This is a genomic window from Streptomyces kaniharaensis (assembly GCF_009569385.1).
In the GTDB taxonomy this organism is placed as follows: domain Bacteria; phylum Actinomycetota; class Actinomycetes; order Streptomycetales; family Streptomycetaceae; genus Kitasatospora; species Kitasatospora kaniharaensis.
This window is the reverse complement of the sequence record NZ_WBOF01000001.1, coordinates 615,390-636,013: the sequence shown is the minus strand read 5'-3', so window position 1 is coordinate 636,013 and position 20,624 is coordinate 615,390. Positions and strand designations below refer to the sequence as shown.

General features: G+C 75.3%; 17 protein-coding genes and 1 pseudogene. 11 read left to right on the top strand and 7 right to left on the bottom strand.

The annotated features are described in order from the left end of the window. Positions 1-31 precede the first annotated feature (31 nt). Positions 32-1,378: a hypothetical protein gene (locus F7Q99_RS42440; protein ID WP_195910983.1), complete on the top strand. Its 1,347-nt coding sequence runs from the start codon at positions 32-34 to the stop codon at positions 1,376-1,378. Between the two features lie 175 nt (positions 1,379-1,553). Here the strand turns inward: F7Q99_RS42440 and F7Q99_RS02830 are convergent, their stop codons facing one another. The 3 genes and pseudogenes from F7Q99_RS02830 to F7Q99_RS40815 form a co-directional block, all read right to left on the bottom strand. Continuing rightward, positions 1,554-2,240, bottom strand: a complete 687-nt coding sequence (locus F7Q99_RS02830; protein ID WP_153459923.1) for a class I SAM-dependent methyltransferase — start codon at positions 2,238-2,240, stop codon at positions 1,554-1,556. Further along, positions 2,237-2,692, bottom strand: coding sequence for a DUF2064 domain-containing protein (locus F7Q99_RS40820; RefSeq protein ID WP_407697837.1), 456 nt, complete (start codon positions 2,690-2,692; stop codon positions 2,237-2,239). Before F7Q99_RS40820 ends, F7Q99_RS02830 begins: the two co-directional genes overlap by 4 nt. Before the next feature lie 180 nt (positions 2,693-2,872). Beyond that, positions 2,873-3,589 (bottom strand): annotated as a pseudogene (locus F7Q99_RS40815) (glycosyltransferase family 2 protein); the annotation flags it as partial. Between the two features lie 158 nt (positions 3,590-3,747). Between F7Q99_RS40815 and F7Q99_RS02820 the strand changes: the two are divergent. Both F7Q99_RS02820 and F7Q99_RS02815 read left to right on the top strand, forming a co-directional pair. Then, complete coding sequence (locus F7Q99_RS02820; RefSeq protein ID WP_407697730.1) at positions 3,748-4,464, top strand: response regulator transcription factor; 717 nt, start codon at positions 3,748-3,750, stop codon at positions 4,462-4,464. Next, positions 4,461-5,597: a sensor histidine kinase gene (locus tag F7Q99_RS02815; protein ID WP_326846182.1), complete on the top strand. Its 1,137-nt coding sequence runs from the start codon at positions 4,461-4,463 to the stop codon at positions 5,595-5,597. Before F7Q99_RS02820 ends, F7Q99_RS02815 begins: the two co-directional genes overlap by 4 nt. Here the strand turns inward: F7Q99_RS02815 and F7Q99_RS02810 are convergent. Continuing rightward, positions 5,594-6,652, bottom strand: a complete 1,059-nt coding sequence (locus tag F7Q99_RS02810; protein ID WP_153459921.1) for an NAD-dependent epimerase/dehydratase family protein — start codon at positions 6,650-6,652, stop codon at positions 5,594-5,596. The genes F7Q99_RS02815 and F7Q99_RS02810 overlap by 4 nt on opposite strands. Positions 6,653-6,861: 209 nt before the next feature. Here F7Q99_RS02810 and F7Q99_RS02805 point away from each other — a divergent pair, with 209 nt between their 5' ends. Continuing rightward, the gene (locus F7Q99_RS02805; RefSeq protein WP_153459920.1) at positions 6,862-8,478 is read left to right on the top strand and encodes a purple acid phosphatase family protein; all 1,617 of its coding nucleotides are present in this window, start codon (positions 6,862-6,864) and stop codon (positions 8,476-8,478) included. 183 nt (positions 8,479-8,661) lie between these two features. Here F7Q99_RS02805 and F7Q99_RS02800 read toward each other — a convergent pair whose 3' ends face one another. Together F7Q99_RS02800 and F7Q99_RS02795 are read right to left on the bottom strand one after the other, a co-directional pair. Then, positions 8,662-9,366, bottom strand: coding sequence for a sirohydrochlorin chelatase (locus tag F7Q99_RS02800; protein WP_153459919.1), 705 nt, complete (start codon positions 9,364-9,366; stop codon positions 8,662-8,664). Next, positions 9,366-10,487 (bottom strand): uroporphyrinogen-III synthase, encoded by a 1,122-nt coding sequence (locus tag F7Q99_RS02795; protein ID WP_153459918.1) that lies wholly within the window; start codon positions 10,485-10,487, stop codon positions 9,366-9,368. The genes F7Q99_RS02800 and F7Q99_RS02795 overlap by 1 nt, the downstream gene beginning before the upstream one ends. A 192-nt stretch (positions 10,488-10,679) precedes the next feature. Between F7Q99_RS02795 and F7Q99_RS02790 the strand changes: the two genes are divergently transcribed. The 7 genes from F7Q99_RS02790 (at position 10,680) to F7Q99_RS02760 (ending at position 19,920) form a co-directional block, all read left to right on the top strand. Beyond that, positions 10,680-12,809, top strand: coding sequence for a molybdopterin oxidoreductase family protein (locus F7Q99_RS02790; RefSeq protein WP_153459917.1), 2,130 nt, complete (start codon positions 10,680-10,682; stop codon positions 12,807-12,809). Continuing rightward, positions 12,806-14,023 (top strand): NAD(P)/FAD-dependent oxidoreductase, encoded by a 1,218-nt coding sequence (locus F7Q99_RS42435; protein WP_153459916.1) that lies wholly within the window; start codon positions 12,806-12,808, stop codon positions 14,021-14,023. Before F7Q99_RS02790 ends, F7Q99_RS42435 begins: the two co-directional genes overlap by 4 nt. Before the next feature lie 14 nt (positions 14,024-14,037). Beyond that, positions 14,038-16,650, top strand: a complete 2,613-nt coding sequence (gene nirB / locus F7Q99_RS02780) for a nitrite reductase large subunit NirB (protein WP_195910981.1) — start codon at positions 14,038-14,040, stop codon at positions 16,648-16,650. Next, positions 16,647-17,006 carry a nitrite reductase small subunit NirD gene (gene nirD / locus F7Q99_RS02775; RefSeq protein ID WP_326846181.1) on the top strand — a complete coding sequence of 120 codons (360 nt, stop codon included), beginning with the start codon at positions 16,647-16,649 and terminating at the stop codon, positions 17,004-17,006. Before nirB ends, nirD begins: the two co-directional genes overlap by 4 nt. 73 nt (positions 17,007-17,079) lie before the next feature. Continuing rightward, complete coding sequence (locus tag F7Q99_RS02770) at positions 17,080-18,432, top strand: nitrate/nitrite transporter (protein ID WP_153459914.1); 1,353 nt, start codon at positions 17,080-17,082, stop codon at positions 18,430-18,432. A gap of 267 nt (positions 18,433-18,699) precedes the next feature. Continuing rightward, positions 18,700-19,119 (top strand): cupredoxin domain-containing protein, encoded by a 420-nt coding sequence (locus F7Q99_RS02765; protein WP_230210142.1) that lies wholly within the window; start codon positions 18,700-18,702, stop codon positions 19,117-19,119. Positions 19,120-19,275: 156 nt separating this feature from the next. Beyond that, positions 19,276-19,920 (top strand): hypothetical protein, encoded by a 645-nt coding sequence (locus tag F7Q99_RS02760; RefSeq protein WP_153459913.1) that lies wholly within the window; start codon positions 19,276-19,278, stop codon positions 19,918-19,920. A 4-nt stretch (positions 19,921-19,924) separates the two neighbouring features. Here F7Q99_RS02760 and F7Q99_RS02755 read toward each other — a convergent pair whose 3' ends face one another. Continuing rightward, on the bottom strand, positions 19,925-20,425 hold the full coding sequence (locus tag F7Q99_RS02755) for a hypothetical protein (RefSeq protein WP_153459912.1): 501 nt from the start codon (positions 20,423-20,425) through the stop codon (positions 19,925-19,927). Positions 20,426-20,624: the final 199 nt, after the last annotated feature.

Sequence of the window (20,624 nt, the reverse complement as noted above, 5' to 3'; positions counted from 1 at the left end):
GGTGGCCGACAGCCGGTGGGAGGGTGGTCGCGTGCTCACCCGATTCCTCCCCTGCCTGCTCGCGCTGGCCGCCCTGGTCGGCGCGCTCTCGCTGACCGTCACCGGCGGCGGCACGCTCGGCCATCGCGCGCCGCTGTACGCCTGGTACGCCGTCGACGCCGGGCTGTTCGCGCTCGCGGTGCTGCTGCTGAGGCGGGTGCCGGAGCGTCAGGTCGTGCCGCTGGTGCTGGCGGGCAGCGTCGCGGTGGCCGCCGTCGGCCTGCTCGCGCCGCCGCGCACCAGCGACGATGCCTACCGGTACGTCTGGGACGGCCGGGTGCAGGCCGCCGGGATCTCCCCGTACGCGCACACCCCGGACGACCCGGCGCTCGCCCGCCTGCGCGACCCGGGGCTCTGGCCGGCGGGCGGGCCGTGCGACGGGTGGGACGAGCGGCGGACGGCGGCCGGGGACTGCACCCGGATCAACCGGCCTGCCGTGCACACCGTTTACCCGCCGGTCGCGGAGGCGTGGTTCCTCGCCGTGCACCCGTTCGGAGGCGGCGTGCGCGGGGTGCAGGCGGCCGGTGCGCTGCTGGCGGTGGCGACGACGGGGGCGCTGCTGGTGGTCGGGCCGGGGAGCCGGCGGGCGGCGCTGTGGGGGTGGTGCCCGGGTGCGACGGTGTGGTCGGTGAACGACGCGCACGTGGACACGCTTGGCGCGTTGCTGCTGGTGGCGGGGCTCGGGTGTGTGGCGCTGCGGCGGGGGGTGGGAGGGGGAGCGCTGTTGGGTGCGGCGGCGGCAGTCAAGCTGCTGCCGGGGCTGGCACTGCCGGGCGCGCTGTCCGGTGGTCCCCGGCGGGCACTGCCGGTACTGGGCGCGGCGTTGGCGGCCTTCGCTGCCGCCTACCTGCCGTACGTGGCAGCGTCGGGTGCCGGGGTTCTCGGGTACCTGCCGGGCTACCTCAAGGAGGAGGGGTACGAGCAGGGGCACCTCGAGCGGTTCGGGCTGCTGGCGCTGGTCCTGCCGGACGTGCTGCTGCCGTGGGCGGCTGGGGCCGTGGTGGCGGGCGTGGTGCTGTGTGTGCTGCGGCGCGGCGACCCGGCCCGGCCGTGGTCGGGAGCGCTGCTGGTCACCGGGACGGCACTGCTGGTCGTGGCGCCGTCCTACCCGTGGTACGGACTGCTGGTCGTGGCGCTGGTCGCGCTGGACGGCCGCTGGGAGTGGCTGGCCGTCCCGGCGGCCGGGCAGTACCTGTACCTGGGCGGTGGGATCGAGGGCTACGGCGTGGCGCTGCTCTGTGTCGTCGCCCGAAGCGTCACTCGGCGGGCACTCCGCGCAGCAGGGACGGCAGATGCGCGCCGCGAGCACCCGCAGTGGCGGGCGGCGGACGTGGAGTAGGGGGCGGGACGAACGTCTTGTCGCAGCGCGGGGCATCTGGCAGGCTCGGCCCCGACGCCGCGAAGGGTGCCGCCGGGGCACTCCTGACCGAGGGGCCGAGAGGCGGTTGGGCGACAGCCGCACGCGTGGTGCACGACCGGCACCCTGCAAGGCTCCCTGGACCCCGGCGCCAGCTTCACCCCTTGTGCAGCGCCACGAAGCGGCGGCCGTGGGAGGCCCAGCGCTCGGCCTCGGCGAGGCCGGCACTCCCGGCTCGGCGCAAGGCGGCGCGAGTGCCGAGACGGGCCCAGGGGAAGGGCGGGCCGAGGCGGCCGTCCGGCCCCTCGACCCGGACGGTGGTGCGCTCGTCCACCTCCTCCGGATCCACCTCGACCAGCAGCAGCCCGTCCGGCGCGATGAGTTCGGCGCCCCGACGGAGCAGCGCGTCCGGGTCGCCGCCGATGCCGAGATTGCCGTCGGCGAGCAGCGCGGCGCCCCAGCGGCCCTCGGCGGGCAGCCGGTCGAAGACCGAACGGCACAGTGCGGGGCCGCCCAGGCCCAGGGTTCGGGCCACGGCCGCGCCGGTCACGTCCACGCCGAGCGCCGGGACGCCGAGGGCGAGCAGGGCGGCGACCAGGCGACCGGGGCCGCAGCCGAGGTCCAGGACCGGTGCGGCGAGGTGGGCGCAGCGCAGCAGCAGGCTGTGGTCGGCGCCGGCCGCGGGCGCGCACCAGCGTTCGAGGTCGAGCCGAAGCCGGCGGCCGTCCTCGCGGCGCAGCCAGAGCGGTCCCCGGCCGGTGCGGACGGCCTCGGCATAGGGGTCTCCCCAGCCGGATGTCGGGGAAGGGATGTCGACCCCGGGGGTGGCCGCGGTGGGCGTCAACCCGCCACCTCCGGAGTGAGGTTGAAGCTATGCAACCGTGCGGCGAAGCGGCTGTGCGGCGCCTCGGCGGCGACCGTGCGGGCGTCGTGGACGGTGTCCACATCGGTGAGCGACGGAAGGTGATGAACCGTCAACGCTGCTGCGGCAAGCCGGTCGAGGAGATCTGAGCCGGTGTGTGGGGTGGACATCGGTACGCCGTGCAGGAGTTGGGCGGCAAGCTCCGCGGTCGGCCGGGCCAGGCCGAGCGCCCAGAAGCCGCCGTCGGCCGCCGGGCCGTACCACGCGTCCGCGCCCGCGCGCCGGGCGGCGGACAGCGGCTCGGCCAGGGCGGCGGCGCTCAGCTGCGGGGTGTCCATGCCGACCAGCAGGGCGGGCGCGTCCGGGGCGAGGCGGGCGGCGTGGGCGAAGGCCGCCGCCAGCCGCTCGTCCAGACCGCCGCCGGACTGCGGCACGACCTCCCAGCCCGGCAGCAGCCAGCCGCCCGGTTCGCCGTCCAGCACCAGCAGGCGGCGCCCGGCGGGGACGGTCGCCAGGGTGTGCAGCGTGTCGGTGAGCGCGGCCTCGGCCAGGGCGGCGGCCTCCTCGGGCGTGCACGGCGGGGTGAGCCGGGTCTTCACCCGGCCCGGGACCGGCGCCTTGGCGATCACCAGCAGCGTGGGCGGCGGCGCGGCCAGTACCGCGCGCATGTCGCGGACGGCCTGGCGGGTGCCGCGCAGCGTGCCGGTGACCTTGGAACGGCCCGCACGCGGCAGGTAGTCGACGGGCGTCTCGGCGATCCGCATCCCGGCCGCCGTGGCCGAGAGCACCATCTCCAGCGGGTAGCCGGAGCGGCGGTCGCCCAGGCCGAGGGCCAGCAGCCGTTCCCTGCGGGCCGCCCGCATCGGGCCGAGGTCGTGCAGTGGCGCCCCCGTACGGGCGCGAAGCCGCCGGGCCAGCGCGGCGTTGGCGAGCCGGGCGTGCACCGGCCAGGCCCCGGCCGTCACCGGGCGGCGCCGGCCCAGCACCAGGTCCGCCGCCCCGGCCAGCACCGGGCCGGCGACCCGGGGGAGCTGGGCCGGATCGAGCGAGCCGTCGCAGTCCAGGAAGCAGACCAGCTCGGCGGTGGCCGCGAGCAGCCCGGCGTGGCAGGCGGCGCCGAACCCGCGCCGGGGCTCCGCCACCACCGTCGCGCCGAGCGAGCGGGCCAGCTCGGCGGAGCCGTCCCGCGAGCCGTTGTCGACGACGATCGCCCGCCAGCCGGCCGGGATCCGCCCGAGCACCCAGGGCAGCGCGGCGGCCTCGTCGAGGCACGGCAGCACGACGTCGACGGGCGGAAGGCGGTCCGGGAAAGGCGAGGTGGGTGAGATCACGCGGGCCACGCTAATTGCGGAAGGCCGGCACGCGGCGGCGCGGGCGTCTTACGGAAGTCGGACGTCGTGGCCGGTGACCCGTCCGGCGGACCTTACGAAAACCGAACGGGAGCCCGGCCCGTCCGCACCCGGCGCCGCGGGCTCCTATCCTCGGCGGGGTGAACGACACCTCCCGCATCCTGGTGATCGACGACGACCCGACCGTGGCCGAGGTCGTCGCCGGCTACCTCACCCGCGCCGGCCACCAGGTGGACCGGGCCGCCGACGGGGCCCAGGGGCTCGCCCTGGCCCGGACCGCGCGACCGGACCTGCTGGTGCTCGACCTCATGCTGCCCGGCCTCGACGGCCTGGAGGTGCTGCGCCGGGTGCGCGCCTCCGCGGAGGGCGCAGGGCTGCCCGTGGTGCTGCTCACCGCCAAGGGGGACGAGGCCGACCGGATCCTCGGCCTGGAGCTCGGCGCGGACGACTACGTCACCAAGCCGTTCAGTCCGCGCGAGCTCGTGCTGCGGGTGCAGTCGGTGCTGCGCCGCTCCCGGCCCGGCACGGCCCCGGCGCCGGACGGCGGGCCGCTGCTCTCCGGGGACATCACGCTCGACCCGAAGGCTCGCCGTGCCCACCGCGGTGGGCGTGAACTCTCCCTCACGCTCAGGGAGTTCGATCTGCTCGCGTTCCTGCTCCGGCACCCCGGCGCGGTCTTCTCCCGGCAGGACCTGATGCAGCGGGTCTGGGGCTGGGACTTCGGCGACCTCTCCACCGTCACCGTCCACGTCCGGCGGCTGCGCGAGAAGATCGAGGACGATCCGGCCGCGCCCGCCCTGATCAGCACCGTCTGGGGCGTCGGCTACCGCTTCGACCCCACGGGGGGTGCGGCGTGAAGGACCTGCTGCTGATCGCCCTGTTCGCCGCCCTCGGGGCGGGCGGCGCGGGCCTGCTGGGCTGGCCGGCGATCCGGCTGCTGCGCCGCCGCTCCGTCGCGCTCTCGCTGTTCTGCGTGGCCGTGGTGACGGTCCTCGCGGTGACCTCCGGAACCTTCGCGGTGGCACAGGCGATGTTCCTCTCCACCCACGACCTCGGCGTCGTCATCACCGTGCTCGGCATGGCCGCAGTCGTGTCGCTGCTCACCGCCGCGCTGCTGGGTCGCCAGGTGGTGGCCGGCAGCCGGGCGCTGGCCGTCGCCGCCCGGACGGTCGGCAGCGATGCCGGGTTCACCGCGCCGGCCCACCCGCTGGGCACCGAATTGGCAGCGCTGGCCGAGGAGTTGGCGGCCACCAGTGCCCGGCTGGCGGAGTCCCGGGCACGCGAGCAGGCGCTGGAGAGGTCCCGTCGGGAGCTGATCGCCTGGATCTCGCACGACCTGCGCACCCCGCTGGCCGGACTGCGGGCGATGGCCGAGGCCCTGGAGGACGGCGTCGCCGAGGAGCCGGACCGCTACCTGGTACGGATCCGCACCGAGGTCGAGCGGCTCACCGGGATGGTGGACGACCTGTTCGAGCTCTCCCGGATCCAGGCCGGGGCGCTCTCCCTCTCGCTCACCCGGGTGTCGGTGTACGACCTGGTCGACGACGCGCTCGCGGGGGCGTACCCGCTGGCCCGGCGCCGGGGTGTCCGGCTGGAGGGTCGGCAGGTGGCGGCCGAGCCGGTCGAGGTGGACAGCCGGGAGATCACCCGGGTGCTCGGCAACCTGCTGGTCAACGCGATCCGTTCGACTCCCGAGGACGGCGTGGTGGCGGTGGCCGCGCGGCGGGAGGTGGACGAGGTGGTGCTGTCCGTGACCGACGGCTGCGGCGGCATCCCGGAGCAGGACCTGCCGCGCGTTTTCGAGACCGGCTGGCGCGGCGGCTCCGCCCGCACGCCCCGGCGCGAGCCCGGTGAAGGCGGGGACAGCGGTGCAGGGCTCGGGCTGGCCATCGTCCGTGGAATCGTCGAGGCGCACGCCGGGCGCGCCCGGGTGCACAACGTCGCCGGGGGATGTTGCTTCGAGATCGCGCTCCCGGCGGCGCGAGGCTAGTCAGGCCGCAGGACCACGGCGGCGAACTCGGCCGTCCCGGTGCGGAACGGTACCTGCGGGCGCCAGCCGAGTTCGGTGCGCAGCCGGGCGGAGTCGGCGGTGATGTGCCGGACGTCGCCCAGCCGGTACTGGCCCGTCACCACCGGCGCTGGACCGCCGTGCGCCTCCGCCAGCGCCTCGGCCATCTCGCCGACCGTCCGGACCTCGCCGCTGCCCACGTTGTACGCGCGGGCGCTGCCGACCGGGCGGGACGGCAGAGCCGCCAGGGCCGCCAGGTTGGCCGCCGCCACGTCCTCGACGTGGACGAAGTCCCGCCGCTGGCCGCCGTCCTCGAACACCCGGGGCGCCTCGCCGCGGGCCAGGGCGGAGCGGAACAGCGAGGCGACCCCGGCGTACGGGGTGTCGCGCGGCATGCCCGGGCCGTAGACGTTGTGGTAGCGGAGCGTCAGGACCGTGCCCTGGCACGCGCGCGCCCACGCCGAGGCGAGGTGCTCCTGGGCGAGCTTGGTGGCGGCGTAGACGTTGCGGGGATCGGGCGGGGCGTCCTCGGTGACGAGTCCCGGCGCGAGGGTGGTGCCGCAGACCGGGCAGGGCGGCTCGAAGCGGCCCGCGTCCAGGTCGGCCGGGCGGCGCGGGCCGGGGGCGACGTCGCCGTGCTCGGCGCAGCGGTAGCGGCCCTCCCCGTAGACGACCATGGAGCCGGCCAGGACGAGGTGGCGGACGCCGGTGCGGGCCATCGCGGCGAGCAGGACGGCGGTGCCCAGGTCGTTGCAGCCGGCGTAGGCGGGCGCGTCGTCGAGGTCCAGCCCGAGGCCGACCATCGCGGCCTGGTGGCAGACCGCGTCCACCCCGGCCAGCGTCTCCTCGACGGCGGCGGCGTCGCGGACGTCGCCGTGGCAGAAGGTGACGTCGGAGGGCAGGTCCGGCGCCCGCCCCGAGGGATGGACGGCGGGCAGCAGCGCGTCGAGCACCCGCACCCCGTGCCCCGCCGCGGCCAGCGCGCGGACGACGGCCGATCCGATGAACCCGGCGCCGCCGGTGACCAGAATCTCCATACGCCGAAGCTATCGGCGCGGGGCCGGGTTGAGGACGTGTGTGGAGTCGGCGTCAGGGTTCGGTAATCCGCCCGTGTCAGCGCGGGCCCCGGGGGGTCGGTACAGGCAGGCGTTCAACTGCCGTTCCCCGTGAGCACTGTCCGAAGTGGTCTGCCGGACCGGTCCGGCTGGGATTCTCCTGGGCGTTTCCCGGAGCCCAGGAGGCGGCAGTGTCACATCCCTCGCGGTCACATCCCTCGCGCAGAACGGTCCTTCGGACGGGTACGGCGGTCGGCGCCCTCGCCGCGATCCCGGCGTCCACCCTGCTGTGGACGCAGCCGGCGCTGGCCGGCACCCCCGGCCCGGAGCAGATCCACCTCCAGTGGGGCAACGAGCCGTCCACCGAGATGACCGTCTCCTGGGCGACGGCGGCCTCGGTGAGCCGCCCCCGGGTGCGGATCGGCACGCCGCGCGGCGGCGCCGGGCACAGCGTCGACGCGCAGACGCGCAGCTACGTCGACGGTCTCAACAAGGTCGAGACCTTCACCCACCACGCCCGGCTGCGCGGCCTGAAGCCCGACACCACGTACGTCTACGACGTGCTGCACGACGGCGCCGAACCGGTGCGCGGCACCTTCCGCACCGCCCCCGCGCGTGGCCGGGCCGCGTTCCGGTTCACCAGCTTCGGGGACCTGGGCACCGGCGACAACGTGTTCAAGAAGTCGTCGATCCACGGCGCGGCGGCCGTCCGTCAGGTGGAGCAGTTCGCTCCGCTGTTCCACCTGCTCAACGGCGACCTCGCGTACGCCAACAACAACCCGCAGCTCCAGCCGCAGTGCTGGAACGCGTTCATGAACAACCTGTCCAGGTCGGCCGCGAGCCGCCCGTGGATGCCCTCGCCCGGCAACCACGAGGTCGAGGCCGGCGGCGGGGACCTCGGGTACGCCTCCTACCTGACCCGCTTCGAGCTGCCCGACAACGGCACCCGCGACCACTGCGGCAACTGGTACGCCTTCCAGGTCGGTTCCGTGCTGTTCCTGAGCCTCGACGGCAACGAGATCGCCGTCGAGGACGACGCCAGCCTCGACCCGGCCACCGGCCGGTCCATCTACATCAGCGACTACAGCGAGGGCGCCCAACTCCGGTGGCTGGAGCGGGTGCTGTCGCGCGCCCGGGGCGGCAGCGCGGTCGACTGGATCGTCGTCAGCATGCACCAGTTCGCGATGTCGTCGTCCTCCGCCAGCCACGGCGGCGACATGGGCATCCGGGAGAAGCTGTTGCCGCTGCTCGACCGCTACTCCGTCGACCTCGTGCTGGCCGGCCACGACCACGACTACGAGCGCACCCACCCCGTCCGCGGCACCGAGCCCGGCGGGCTGCTCACCCCGGCCGTCGCCGACGACGACCTGCGCCGGATCGACACCTCGCAGGGCACCGTCCACCTGATCCTCGGCGGTGGCGGCACCGCCGGGCACGACGACCAGTACCTGCCCGCCGACGCGGACGGCGTCCGCGAGGCCTTCGTCCGCACCCAGCGCCTCACCTTCAAGGCCGACCCGGACGCCAAGGAGAAGGCGCACTGGTCGGCGGTGACCGACCCCGACACCAACTACCCGTACGGCGTCGCGGTGTTCGACGTCGACCCGGGCCTGGTGCCGGGCGGGCGGACCGCGATCACGGTCAGCTACTACCACTCGGCGCCCGCCACCGCTGTCAACCCGCTGCCGGCGCCGGTCCTGTTCGACCGCTTCACCCTCTACCGCGACCGCAGCGACGGCTGGGGCGACGACCAGGGCGAGGACGAGAACACCGACGCGCGCGAGCGGGCGGCCACCGGCCGACGGTAGTGCACAGCTTCTGACGGATCGTCGAAAACCCACCCCAACTCAAAGCCGGTCGCCCCCGTCGCCGCTTCGGCAGGGCCGAAGCGGCGACGGCATTGTCCGGCCCCTCTGCACAGGAAGTCGGCCAGACCGACTTCCTGTGCAGAAGACGAAAGGCTGCGGGTCAATCGCCCTGACTCTGCCCGCTCAGGCGGCCCAGGGCAGTGATGTCGCCGCCCGGGCCTCGTCGTAGCGGTGGAGGACCAGGCGGGCGACGGCGTCGTGGGCTGCCAGCGGGGGGCTGGTCCAGGTGGCGGCGGTCGTGGCGGCGCGGCGGGCGAAGAAGCCCGAAGCGAGGAGGTAGGTGGCGACGGCGACCTCGGGGTGGCCGGCGGCGTGGAGGGCCTCGACGGCCTGGTGAGGGGTGGGGGCGGCGGCCGAGAGATGTGCCGGGGTGACGGGGCGGGCGAGGCGCGTGGCGAGGAAGCCGGCCATGCGGGCGGTGTCGGCGAGGGCGGTGGGGTCCGAGGAGCCGGCGCCGGCCAGGACCACGGGTGCGTCCGCCGGGGCGCCGGCCTCGGTGAGGCGGTCGGCGAGGGCCTCGGAGAGCAGTGGGTGGGGCCCGAGGGCGGGGGCGAGGTGGGAGAGGGGGAGGTCGGCGGCGGCGAGCGCGGCCGGGAGGTCGACCCGGACGTGGTAGCCGGTGCCGAGGAGCAGCGGTACCAGGATCGGCCGCGCGCCGGCGAGTTGGGCGAGCGCATCGGTGAGCGAGGGGCTGGCGAGGTCCAGGAAGCAGCAGCGGACTGTCAGTTCGGGTCGAAGGGCGCGAACCCGCCGTAGCAGGACCCGGATTGCGGCGGAGGCGGTGGCGTCCCGGCTGCCGTGCGCGACGGCGAGGAGGACGGGCGGCATCAGCCGGCCGCCAGCCGGTAGCCGCGCTTGGGGACGGTACGGATCAGGCCAGCGTGCGGGCCGAGGGAGGCGCGTAGCCGTCCGACCGCCGCCTCGACGGCGTGCTCGTCGGCCGCGGCGTCTGTCCAGGCGACGCGCAGGAGTTCGGCGCGGCTGAGCACCCGGCCGGGCCGTTCGGCGAGGGCGCGGAGGACGGCGGCGCCGCGCGGGCTGAGCCAGTGGCTCTCGCCGTCGACCAGGGCGGCGTTGCCCTGGAGGGTCAACACCATGCCGGAGAGGGTGAGTTCGCGCCGTCCGAGCGAGGGCAGGGTGTCCGCGAGCAGGCGGACGAGGGAGCCCAGCCGGCCGCGTTCCGGGAAGACGGCCGGCAGGCCGAGTTCGGCGAAGGGCCGGGCGCACAGCGCGCCGACGCACACCGGCAGGACGTCCCCGCGCAGCGCGTCCAGCAGGGGTTCGCGCAGGCCCTCGGCCTCGGCGGTCGCGATGAAGGCGGCGACGGCGGGTGCGCTGGTGAAGGTGAGCGCGTGCACCTGCCGCCGCACGGTCTGCTCGACCAGCCGCCGCACCGGCGCCATGTCGTCCGGCGGCGCCCAGCGGTAGACGGGGACGGAGATCACCTCGGCGCCGCGCTCGCGCAGCGCCGCCGCGAAGGCGTCCAGCCGTACGCCGTGTTCCTGGACGGCGATCCGGCGCCCGGCGAGCGGGCGGGCGAGCAGCCAGGTGAGCAGTTCGTCGGTGGCCTCCGAGCCGGGGGAGAAGCCCTCGCCGAGCCCGCTGGCCCGGACCGCGCCGGTGGCCTTGGGCCCGCGGCTGAGCACGACCGCGCCCCGGCAGGCCTCGGCGAGCGCGGCGCCGCGCCCCCATCCCTCGGCGGCGCTCATCCAGCCGCGCCAGCCGACGCCCGTGGTGGCGACCACGTAGTCGAGCGGGGCGGTGAGGCAGCGTTCGGTGGCCTCGCGCAGCGCGAGGTCGTCCGCGAGCGGCATGATGCGGAGCACCGGGGCTTCGACCACCTGGGCGCCGCGCCTGGTGAGGAGGGCGACGAGTTCCTCGCGGCGGCGTGCCGCGGTGACCCCGACGGTGAATCCGGTGAGCGGTCCTGGCTGGGTGGGGGTTGCCATGCCAGGTAGGGTGCGGCGCGCACGTTACGGGGGCATTGCCCGGCCGTCACCTGGAAGTAAGCGAAACCTGCGCTCCGGTTACGGCTGATGTCCGTCCGCGCACCCTGCGGCCCAGGTGGCGTGAGGGAGGTGTACCGCGCACGCAACACGCGTGACCCGGACGTGAAACAGCGGAGCGCGAGATTCCTCGGCATGAACCTCACCAGCCCGCCGGCCCCGGCGCCGGCCACCGACACCCACTGCCCGTACTGCTCGTTGCAGTGCGGCATGCGGCTGGGCCGTGGGACGGGCGCGAGCGGGGCCGAGGTGTTGGAGCGGCCGGACTTCCCGGTGAACCGCGGCGCGCTCTGCGGGAAGGGCCGTACGGCGCCCGCGCTGCTCGCCCGTGACGTGCGGCTGACCGGCCCGCTGCTGCGCGACCGGCCCGGCGGGCCGCTGCGGTCGGCCGGCTGGGCGGAGGCGCTGGACCGGGTGGCCGCCGGGCTGGCCCGGACGCGGGCCGAGCACGGCGCGGACGCGGTGGGAGTGTTCGGCGGCGGCGGGCTGACCAACGAGAAGGCGTACCTGCTGGGCAAGTTCGCCCGGGTGGTGCTGGGCACCGCCAACATCGACTACAACGGCCGGTTCTGCATGTCCTCGGCGGCCGCCGCGCACCGCAGGGCGTTCGGCCTGGACCGCGGGCTGCCGTTCCCGCTCGCGGACATCCCGCACACCGGCTGCCTGATCCTGGTCGGCGGCAACCCGGCCGAGACGATGCCGCCGGCCGTCCGCTACTTCCGCGAACTGCGGGAGAACGGCGGCACGTTGATCGTCGTCGACCCGCGCCGCACCCGCACCGCCGAGCTCGCCGACCTGCACCTCCAGCCCCGGCCCGGCGGGGATCTGGCGCTCGCGCTCGGCCTGCTGCACCTGGTGATCGCCGAGGGCCTGGTGGACAAGGACTTCGTCGCCGAGCGGACCACCGGCTTCGAGGCGGCCCGGGAGGCCGCGATGGCGCACTGGCCGGACCGCGTCGAGCGGATCACCGGCGTGCCGGCCCACCAACTGCGCGAGGCTGCCCGGCTGTTCGGCGGGGCCGGGACCGGCATGGTGCTCACCGCGCGCGGGCCGGAGCAGCAGAGCAAAGGGACGGACACCGTCGGTGCCTGGATCAACCTGTGCCTCGCCACCGGCAAGGCCGGCCGCCCGTACAGCGGGTACGGCTGCCTGACCGGGCAGGGCAACGGGCAGGGCGGGCGCGAGCACGGCCAGAAGGCCGACCAGCTGCCGGGCTACCGCTCGATCGAGGACCCGGCCGCCCGCGCGCACGTCGCCTCCGTGTGGGGAGTGCCGGCCGACAGCCTCCCGGGCGCGGGCAAGTCGGCGTACGAGCTGCTGGACGGCCTAGGACGGCCCGACGGCGTGCGGGCGCTGCTGCTGGCCGGCTCCAACCCGGCGGTGTCCGCGCCGAACGCCGGGCACGTCACCGAACGGCTGCGCGCGCTGGACCTGCTGGTCGTCGCGGACATGGTGCTGTCGGAGACGGCGCGGCTCGCGGACGTCGTCCTGCCCGTGACCCAGTGGGCGGAGGAGGACGGCACCACCACCAACCTGGAGGGCCGGGTCATCCTGCGCCGCCGCGCCTTCGACCCGCCCGAGGGTGTGCGCAGCGAGCTGTGGCTGTTGCACGAGCTGGCCGCCCGGCTCGGGGTGACGGGCGGCTTCCCGACCGACGCCGAGGAGGCGTTCGACGAGCTGCGGCGCGCCTCGGCGGGCGGCGACGCCGACTACGCGGGCATCAGCTACCGGCGGATCGCGGCCGAGGACGGGGTGTTCTGGCCCTGCCCGGCGGAGGACCACCCGGGCACCCGGCGGCTGTTCCTCGACCGGTTCGCCACGCCGGACGGGCGAGCCCGGTTCGCGGCCGTCACCCACCGCCCGGCCGGCGAGGAGCCGGACGACGCGTACCCGCTGTACCTGACCACCGGCCGGGTGCTCGCCCAGTACCAGAGCGGCGCGCAGACCCGCCGGGTCGCGGAGCTCAACGCGGCGGCGCCCGGCCCGTTCGTCGAACTGCACCCGCGGCTCGCGGAGCGGCTCGGGATCGCGGACGGGGAGCCGGTCGCGGTGACCAGCCGGCGCGGGCGGGCGGTAGCGGCGGCGCGGATCACCGACGCCATCCGCGCGGACACCGTGTTCATGCCGTTCCACTGGCCGGGCGCGGGCCGGGCCAACAGCCTGACCAACCCGGCGCTCGACCCGGTGTCCCGGATGCCGGAGTTCAAGCTCTGCGCGGTGCGGGTCGAGCGGGTGGTCACCGACCGAGACGAGGTGGCGTCATGACGCAGAACCCGAGGATCGCCGTCGTCGGCGGTGGCATGGCGGCGGCCAGGTTCGCCGAGCGGTACGGGGCGCTCGGCGGGCGCGGCACCGTCACCGTCTACGGCGCCGAGCCGCGCGCCCCCTACAACCGGGTGCTGCTCGCGGACGTGCTGACCGGGCGCTACGACGCCGAGTCGATCGCGCTGCCGCTCGGCGGGGCCGAACCGCGGCCCGGCTGCGAGGTGGTGACGTTCGACCCGGTCGCCCGCACGCTCGGGCTGGCGGACGGCACCGTCGAGCCGTGGGACGAACTCGTCCTCGCCACCGGCTCCAACCCGGTGCTGCCGCCCGTCCGCGGGCTGCGCCGCCCCGACGGGCAGGGCCTCGCCGAGGGCGTGCACACCCTGCGCACCCTGGACGACTGCGGCCGGCTCGCCGAGGAGGCGGTCGGCGCGAAGCGGGCCGTGGTGATCGGCGGCGGCGTGCTCGGGGTGAGCGCCGCGCGGGCGCTCGCCGCGCTCGGCGTGCGCACCGAGATCGTCCACCAGGGACCGCACCTGATAGAGCGTCAGCTCGACCGTGAGGCCGCCGCGGTGCTGCGGGAGCGGCTGCTCGCGCTCGGCGTCGAGTGCTACCCCGGCAACCGGGCCCGTGCCGTGCACGGCGGCGAGAGGGTCGGCGCCGTGGAGCTGGCCAACGGCTACCGGCTCGACTGCGACCTGGTCGTGCTCGCCTGCGGCACCCGCCCCCGCACCGCCCTCGCCCACGTCGCCGGACTGCCGGTCGGCACGGGCGTCCTGGTCGACGACGGGCTCGCCACCGCCGCACCCCACGTGTACGCGATCGGCGACTGCGCCGAGCACCGCGGCACCGTCCACGGCCTGGCCGGCCCCGCCTGGGACCAGGCCGACGTGCTGGCCCGGCGGCTCTCCGGCGCCGACCCGGACGCCACCTACTCCGGCACCCGCCCGCGCGCCCGGCTCAGCACCGGTGACCTCGAGTACGCGGCCTTCGGCGCCGTGGACGAGACCCTCGACCCCGGCCTCGACGTCCTGCGGATCACCGACGCCACCCGCGGCAGCTACAAGAAGCTCGTCCTGCGCGGCGACCGTCTGGTCGGCGCGATCCTGCTCGGCGACCTGGCCACCGTGGACGCGCTGGCCGGCGCCTTCGCCGAAGGCGGCGCCCTCGCCGGCCACCCCCTGCACCTGCTCACCCGAGGAGAACTGCGATGACTGGAAGTACTGGGATGACCATTGACGACCGCACGGTCCGGGACCTCGTCCTGGTCGGCCACGGCATGGTCGGCCAGCGCTTCCTGGAGGCCTGGACCGAGCAGCCCGCGGCCCGCGGCTGGCGGGTCACCGTGCTCGCCGAGGAGCCCCGGCCCGCGTACGACCGGGTCCACCTCAGCTCGCTGTTCGACGGCCGCACCGCCGAGGACCTGTCGCTCTGCCCGCCCGGCTTCCTCGCCGAGCACGGCATCGACCTGCGCCTCGGCGACCCGGTCACCGCGATCGACCGGGCCGGGCGGACCGTCACCACCCGGTCCGGTACCGAAGTCCGCTACGACGTCCTGGTGCTGGCCACCGGCTCGGTCCCCTTCGTGCCCCCGGTGCCCGGCAAGGACGCCGCCGGCTGCCACGTATACCGCACCATCGAGGACCTGGACGCCATCCGCGCCGACGCCGAGGCGGCCGGCACCGGTGTCGTGGTCGGCGGCGGCCTGCTCGGCCTGGAGGCCGCCGGGGCGCTGCGGGCCGGTGGACTCTCCACCCACGTGGTCGAGTTCGCGCCCCGCCTGATGGCCGTCCAGGTGGACGACGGCGGCGGCGCGGTGCTGCGCCGCAAGATCGAGGACCTCGGCGTGACGGTGCACACCAGCGCCGGCGCGAGCGGCGTCGTCACCGGCCCGGACGGCCGGGTCACCGCACTCGCCCTCTCCGACGGCCGCGAACTGCCCGCCGACCTCGTGGTGTTCTCGGCGGGCGTGCGCGCCCGCGACCAGCTCGCCCGCGACTGCGACCTGCCGGTCGGCCAGCGCGGCGGCATCGTCGTCGACGAGCACTGCCGCACCGCCGACCCCGCGATCCTCGCCATCGGCGAGTGCGCCCAGGCCGCCGACGGCCGGGTCTACGGCCTCGTCGCGCCCGGCTACCAGATGGCCGAGACGGCCGCCCGCACCGTCGCGGGCCTGGCCGGCGAGGGCGCTGGTCCCACCGGCGAGGGCTTCACCGGCGCCGACACCTCCACCAAGCTCAAGCTCCTCGGCGTCGACGTCGCCAGCTTCGGCGACCCGCACGGCACCGCCGAGGGCGCGCTCGACGTGCTCTACAGCGACAGCCGCAGCGGCGTCTACCGCAAGCTCGTCATCGGCCAGGACGGCGCGCTGCTCGGCGGCGTCCTGGTCGGCGACACCGACGCCTACGGCACCCTGCGCCCGCTCGCGGTGGCCGGCAAGCCGCTCACCGTCGCCCCCGAACAGCTCGTGCTGCCCGCCGGGTTCGCCAATGCCGGACCGGTCGCCCTGCCCGACGACGCGGTGCTCTGCTCCTGCCACAACGTCACCCAGGGCGCCGTCCGCGCCGCCGTCCACGAGCAGGGCTGCGACAGCGTCGCCGCCGTCAAGAAGTGCACCCGGGCCGGCACCGGCTGCGGCAGCTGCCTCAAGCAGCTCGGCACCGTCGTCACCGAGGAGCTGGAGGCCGCCGGCGTCAGCACGGACAAGGGCCTGTGCGAGCACTTCACCCACACCCGCGCCGAGCTGTACGAGATCGTCCGGGTCACCGGCATCACCACCTTCACCGACCTGCTCGACCGGCACGGCAACGGCGAGGGCTGCGAGATCTGCAAGCCCACCGTCGCCTCCATCCTGGCCAGCCTCGGCAACGGCCACATCCTCGACGGCGAGCAGGGCGCCCTCCAGGACTCCAACGACCACTTCCTCGCCAACATCCAGCGCAACGGCTCCTACTCGGTCGTCCCCCGCGTGCCCGGCGGCGAGATCACCCCCGAAGGCCTCATCGTCATCGGCGAGATCGCCCGCGACCACGGCCTCTACACCAAGATCACCGGCGGCCAGCGGATCGACCTCTTCGGCGCCACCGTCGACCAGCTCCCGGTCATCTGGCGCAAGCTGGTCGACGCCGGCTTCGAGTCCGGCCACGCCTACGGCAAGGCGCTGCGCACCGTGAAGTCCTGCGTCGGCGAGACCTGGTGCCGCTACGGCGTCCAGGACTCCACCGCCCTCGCCATCGAACTGGAGCTCCGCTACCGGGGACTGCGCTCCCCACACAAGCTCAAGTCCGCCGTCTCCGGCTGCGCCCGCGAGTGCGCCGAGGCCCGGAGCAAGGACTTCGGCATCATCGCCACCTCGGCCGGCTGGAACCTCTACGTCGGCGGCAACGGCGGCATGACCCCCCGGCACGCCGACCTGCTCGCCGCCGACCTCGACCGCGAGACCCTGATCCGCACCATCGACCGCTACCTGATGTTCTACATCCGCACCGCCGACCGGCTCGAACGCACCTCGGTCTGGCTGGAGCGGCTGGAAGGCGGCCTCGACCACCTGCGGGCCGTCGTCCTCGACGACTCGCTCGGCATCGCCGCCGAGCTCGACGACCTGATGGCCCGTCATGTCGGCGGCTACCAGGACGAGTGGGCCGAAACCCTCGCCGACCCCGACCGGATGCGTCGCTTCGCGTCCTTCGTCAACGCCCCCGGCACCCCCGACCCGGCCGTGACCTTCGTCCCCGAACGCGGCCAGATCCGCCCCGCCCGCGCAGGCGAGGCCGGACAGACCCTCACCGCCCCCGTCCCGGTCCTGGTGGCCGGGTCCCGACTGGAGGTGCTCACCCCGTGACCGTTCAGATCCACGACGGCACCAGCTGGCACGCCGTCTGCACCCTCGACGACCTGCAGCCCGGCCGTGGCAGGGCCGTCCTGCTCGACGGCGACCGGCAGGTCGCGCTGTTCCTCGGCCGCGCCGGCGACCTCTACGCCGTCGACAACCTCGACCCGTTCAGCGGCGCCCAGGTCCTCTCCCGCGGCCTCATCGGCAGCCGCGGCGACCGGCCCACCCTCGCATCCCCGATGTACAAGCAGGTCTTCGACCTCACCGACGGCCGCTGCCTCGACGAGGACACCGCCCCCGACGGCGCCCCCGCCGTCCTGCGGCTCTGGCCGGTCCGGCTCGCCCCGGAAGGGGAAGTGGTATGAGCGAGAGAAGCGAGCGAATCATCGAAGGGTGCGCGTTGCGCGAAGCGCCTGCCGAGCGGAGAGAGGTGGGCGCATGAGCGCCGTCGTCGACGTCAGACCGCCCGCCCCGCTCAGCGGCTGGGACCCGGAGAACGAGGAGTTCTGGGAGCGCGCCGGCGCGCGGATCGCCCGGCGCAACCTGGTCTTCTCCGTCCTCTCCGAGCACATCGGCTTCTCGGTGTGGAGCCTCTGGTCGGTGCTCGTCCTCTTCCTCGGGCCCGAGTACCACATCGACCCGGCGGGCAAGTTCACCCTCACCGCGCTTCCGACCGCACTCGGCGCGCTGCTGCGGCTCCCGTACACCTTCGCTGTCGCCCGGTTCGGCGGGCGGAACTGGACGGTCGTCAGCGCCCTGCTGCTGCTCGTCCCCACCGCCCTCGCCGCCGTCGTCCTGGAGCCCGGCGTCTCGTACGGGACGCTGCTGGCGGTCGCGTGCGTGGCCGGCGTCGGAGGCGGCAACTTCGCCTCCTCCATGGCCAACATCAACGCCTTCTACCCGCACCGGCTCAAGGGCTGGGCGCTCGGCATCAACGCGGGCGGCGGCAACCTCGGCGTCCCCGCCGTCCAACTGCTCGGACTGCTCGTGCTCGCCACCGCCGACGCCGCCCACCCCCGGCTGCTGCCGCTGCTCTACCTGCCGCTGATCGTCCTCGCGGCGGCCGGGGCGTGGTGGAAGATGGACAACCTTCCAGTGTCGTCGGCGAGTTCGGGGGAGGGTCGGGCGCTGCGCGAAGTGGCAAGCGACCCGTACGGCTGGGCCGTGTCCACGCTCTACATCGGCACCTTCGGCTCGTTCATCGGCTTCGGCTTCGCCTTCGGGCAGGTGCTCCAGGTGCAGTTCCACGACCGTTTCGACACCCCGGTCAAGGCCGCCGCCCTCACCTTCCTCGGACCGCTGCTCGGCTCCCTGCTGCGCCCCGTCGGCGGGCGGCTCGCCGACCGCTGGGGCGGCGCGAAGGTGACCCTCGCGACCTTCGTGGCCATGGGCGCCGGGACGGCCGTGGTCCTGGCCGCCTCGCGGGCCGGCTCGCTGCCGCTGTTCCTCGGCGGATTCATCGCGCTGTTCGTCCTCAGCGGCATCGGCAACGGCTCGACGTACAAGATGATCCCCGCCCACTACCAGGCCCGCGCCCGGGCCGCGGTCGCCGCGGGCGGCGACCCGGCCGCCGCCGAGGCTGCCTCCCGGCGCCGGTCCGCCGCCCTCATCGGGCTCGCGGGCGCGATCGGGGCGTTCGGCGGGGTGCTGGTCAACCTCGCGTTCCGGCAGTCCTTCCTCGGCAGCCACAACGGGGACACGGCGTACGTCGGGTTCCTGGCGGCGTACGTGGCGTGCTCGGTGCTCACCTGGGTGGTCTGGCTGCGGCCGGGTGCCCGGATGTCCCACTGAGCCGTTCGCACTGAGTTCGTCGCGCTGAGTTCGTCGCACGGAGCCGTTCGTGCTGAGCCGTTCGTGCGACGGCCGCCCGCTTCGCCGCGCGGCGTGCGAGGCGGGCGGTTAGCGTCGGGCCCAGCGCATCCTCGCCCCAGGGAGGTCGGCAGTGCAGCGGTGGACCACCCCGACGGCTCTCACCCCGGCCCTCCTCGGCCTCGCGCCACCCGCCCCGGCCGCCGCCGAGCCGGTCGGGGACGCCCGCCGCGTCCGGCCCACCACCGCATGATGCGCCCGCCGACCCGGCTCACCCGGGCCGGCGGCGCACTGCTGCTCGCCGCCACCCTGAGCGCCTGCCTCAGCAGCTACCTCGGCCCGGCACCGTCCGAGAGCAGCTCCGCCGCCCCACCGTCGTCGCCCGGCCCCGGCCCGTCGTCCCCGACCGGCTCGACGGCGGCGGGGACGGTGACGATCAGGAACTTCCTGTTCCAGCCGGCGAACCTCACCGTCGGCCCGGGCGCGGTGGTCACGGTCACGAACGCCGACACCGTCGAGCACACCCTCACCGCCCAGGACCGCTCCTTCGACACCGGCCCCATCACCCCGGGCGGCACGGCCACCTTCGAGGCGCCGACTCAGCCGGGGGCCTACTCGTACCTGTGCACCCTCCACCACTTCATGCGGGGCATCCTGACGGTGGCCTGATGCCCGGCCCCGCGATTCCACAGGTGAAGTGTGCTGCTCCCGTACCACCCCATGCTCTACAGTGCTGTAGAACCAAGGGCTGGAGACGCCGGCGCTGTGGTGGGGCTGACGCGCTCGGGACGGGGCCGGCAGGTGAACAGCGAACGGGGTAGAACCATGGACAGGCCGCTTCGACTGCCGCAGCAGGACCGGGCCGACTTCGAGACGATGCTGAGTCGCGCGCTGGCGGGGGCGCCGGCGCAGGCCGCGTTGCGGGCGATCGGGGACGAGGCGCACGGGGCGGAGCGGTTGCGGCGGAGCGCGCGGGACAACGCGGAGTACGTGCTGGCCGCGGCGGCGCCGGAATACGAGAGATATGCGGTGCTGCGGGCGGACGCCGACGCGGCGGCGCCGCTGCCGGTGGACGCGCCGGCACGGCAGCGGGCGTCGGGGTGGCTGGGCGTGCTGGCCGTGATCGTGCCGATCGTCGCGGGCGCCGCCGCCACGATCTTCCTGCTGCTCGGCTACGCGCTCGCGTTGGCCGAGGACCTGGAGCTGCTGGGGCACGCGCTGGTCGGCGCCGGGTGGATCGCGGCCGGGGTGGCGCTGGTGGGCGCGCTGGCCGGCGGGCTGGGGCTGCTGGGCGCGGCGTCGCGCTCCCGGGCGGCCGAGGCCGGGGAGGCGGACGGCGCAGGGGAGTTGGCGTCGGCGCGGGAGGCGTGGCGGACGGCGCTGGCGGAGCGCGGGATGGTGCCGTTCCTGGTGGCGCAGGCGAACGCCGGCTGCGGCGGGGCCGCCGCTGTGCCCGGGGCGCCCGTGTGAGAGATCAGTCGCGGCGACGGCCCGGGCCGGCGGACCGGCCGGGCTTCGTCCGGACCCGGCGGCACGCGTGGACGGCGTCCACCAGGAGCCGGGCGGTGGGCACGGGGAGGTCCAGCCGGCGGGCGATCCACGGCGCCGTGCGGCCGCCCAGGGCCAGCACCCAGGCGGCGTACAACTGGTCGAGCCGCGGCCCGTGCTCGGCGAGCAGCAGCGGGCGGACCGCCTCCATGGGGAAGCCCTCGAGGGCGCGGGCGCTGTAGACGGGGCCGTTGGGGCCCGGCGGGGGCAGCGGGAGCCTGCGCCGAGCACTGAGAAGACGGCCGACGAGCAGCGCGCCCGTCAGCGCGAGGCCGGACCCGGCGGCCCCGATCAGGGCGGCGCCGACCACCGGCCGGTCGGTCTCCGAGGCGGTGCCGAGGGTGAGGCCTTCGAGGGCGAGGAGCGTCAGGACGGCGAGCAGACCCGCCGCCTCGCCGCGTTGCGGGAGCAGCTTTCCGGGAGTCATCGGAAACCTCGTCGTGGGCTCTGGACGGGGGAGTTGGCCAGACGGATCGGGCGCCGGCCGGTCGGGGGTCGTGCGCGGACGGCCATGACGGACTTCCTTCGGCGTGAACGGGTGTGTGTGGCGGCCGGGATCGGTCGGTCGGCTCTCCCGTGGCGACTCACCTCCGGTTCAACGGCCGACGGGCGTGCGAGGGCATGCC

Coding starts and splice junctions, on each gene's coding strand:
- F7Q99_RS02755 (WP_153459912.1), bottom strand. CDS start 20,425: ATGACTCCCGGAAAGCTGCTCCCGCAACGCGGCGAGGCGGCGGGTCTG.
- F7Q99_RS02800 (WP_153459919.1), bottom strand. CDS start 9,366: ATGCCGCCCGTCCTCCTCGCCGTCGCGCACGGCAGCCGGGACGCCACC.
- F7Q99_RS02770 (WP_153459914.1), top strand. CDS start 17,080: ATGAGCGCCGTCGTCGACGTCAGACCGCCCGCCCCGCTCAGCGGCTGG.
- F7Q99_RS42435 (WP_153459916.1), top strand. CDS start 12,806: ATGACGCAGAACCCGAGGATCGCCGTCGTCGGCGGTGGCATGGCGGCG.
- F7Q99_RS02765 (WP_230210142.1), top strand. CDS start 18,700: ATGATGCGCCCGCCGACCCGGCTCACCCGGGCCGGCGGCGCACTGCTG.
- F7Q99_RS02795 (WP_153459918.1), bottom strand. CDS start 10,487: ATGGCAACCCCCACCCAGCCAGGACCGCTCACCGGATTCACCGTCGGG.
- nirB (WP_195910981.1), top strand. CDS start 14,038: ATGACCATTGACGACCGCACGGTCCGGGACCTCGTCCTGGTCGGCCAC.
- F7Q99_RS02790 (WP_153459917.1), top strand. CDS start 10,680: ATGAACCTCACCAGCCCGCCGGCCCCGGCGCCGGCCACCGACACCCAC.
- F7Q99_RS02810 (WP_153459921.1), bottom strand. CDS start 6,652: ATGGAGATTCTGGTCACCGGCGGCGCCGGGTTCATCGGATCGGCCGTC.
- F7Q99_RS02760 (WP_153459913.1), top strand. CDS start 19,276: ATGGACAGGCCGCTTCGACTGCCGCAGCAGGACCGGGCCGACTTCGAG.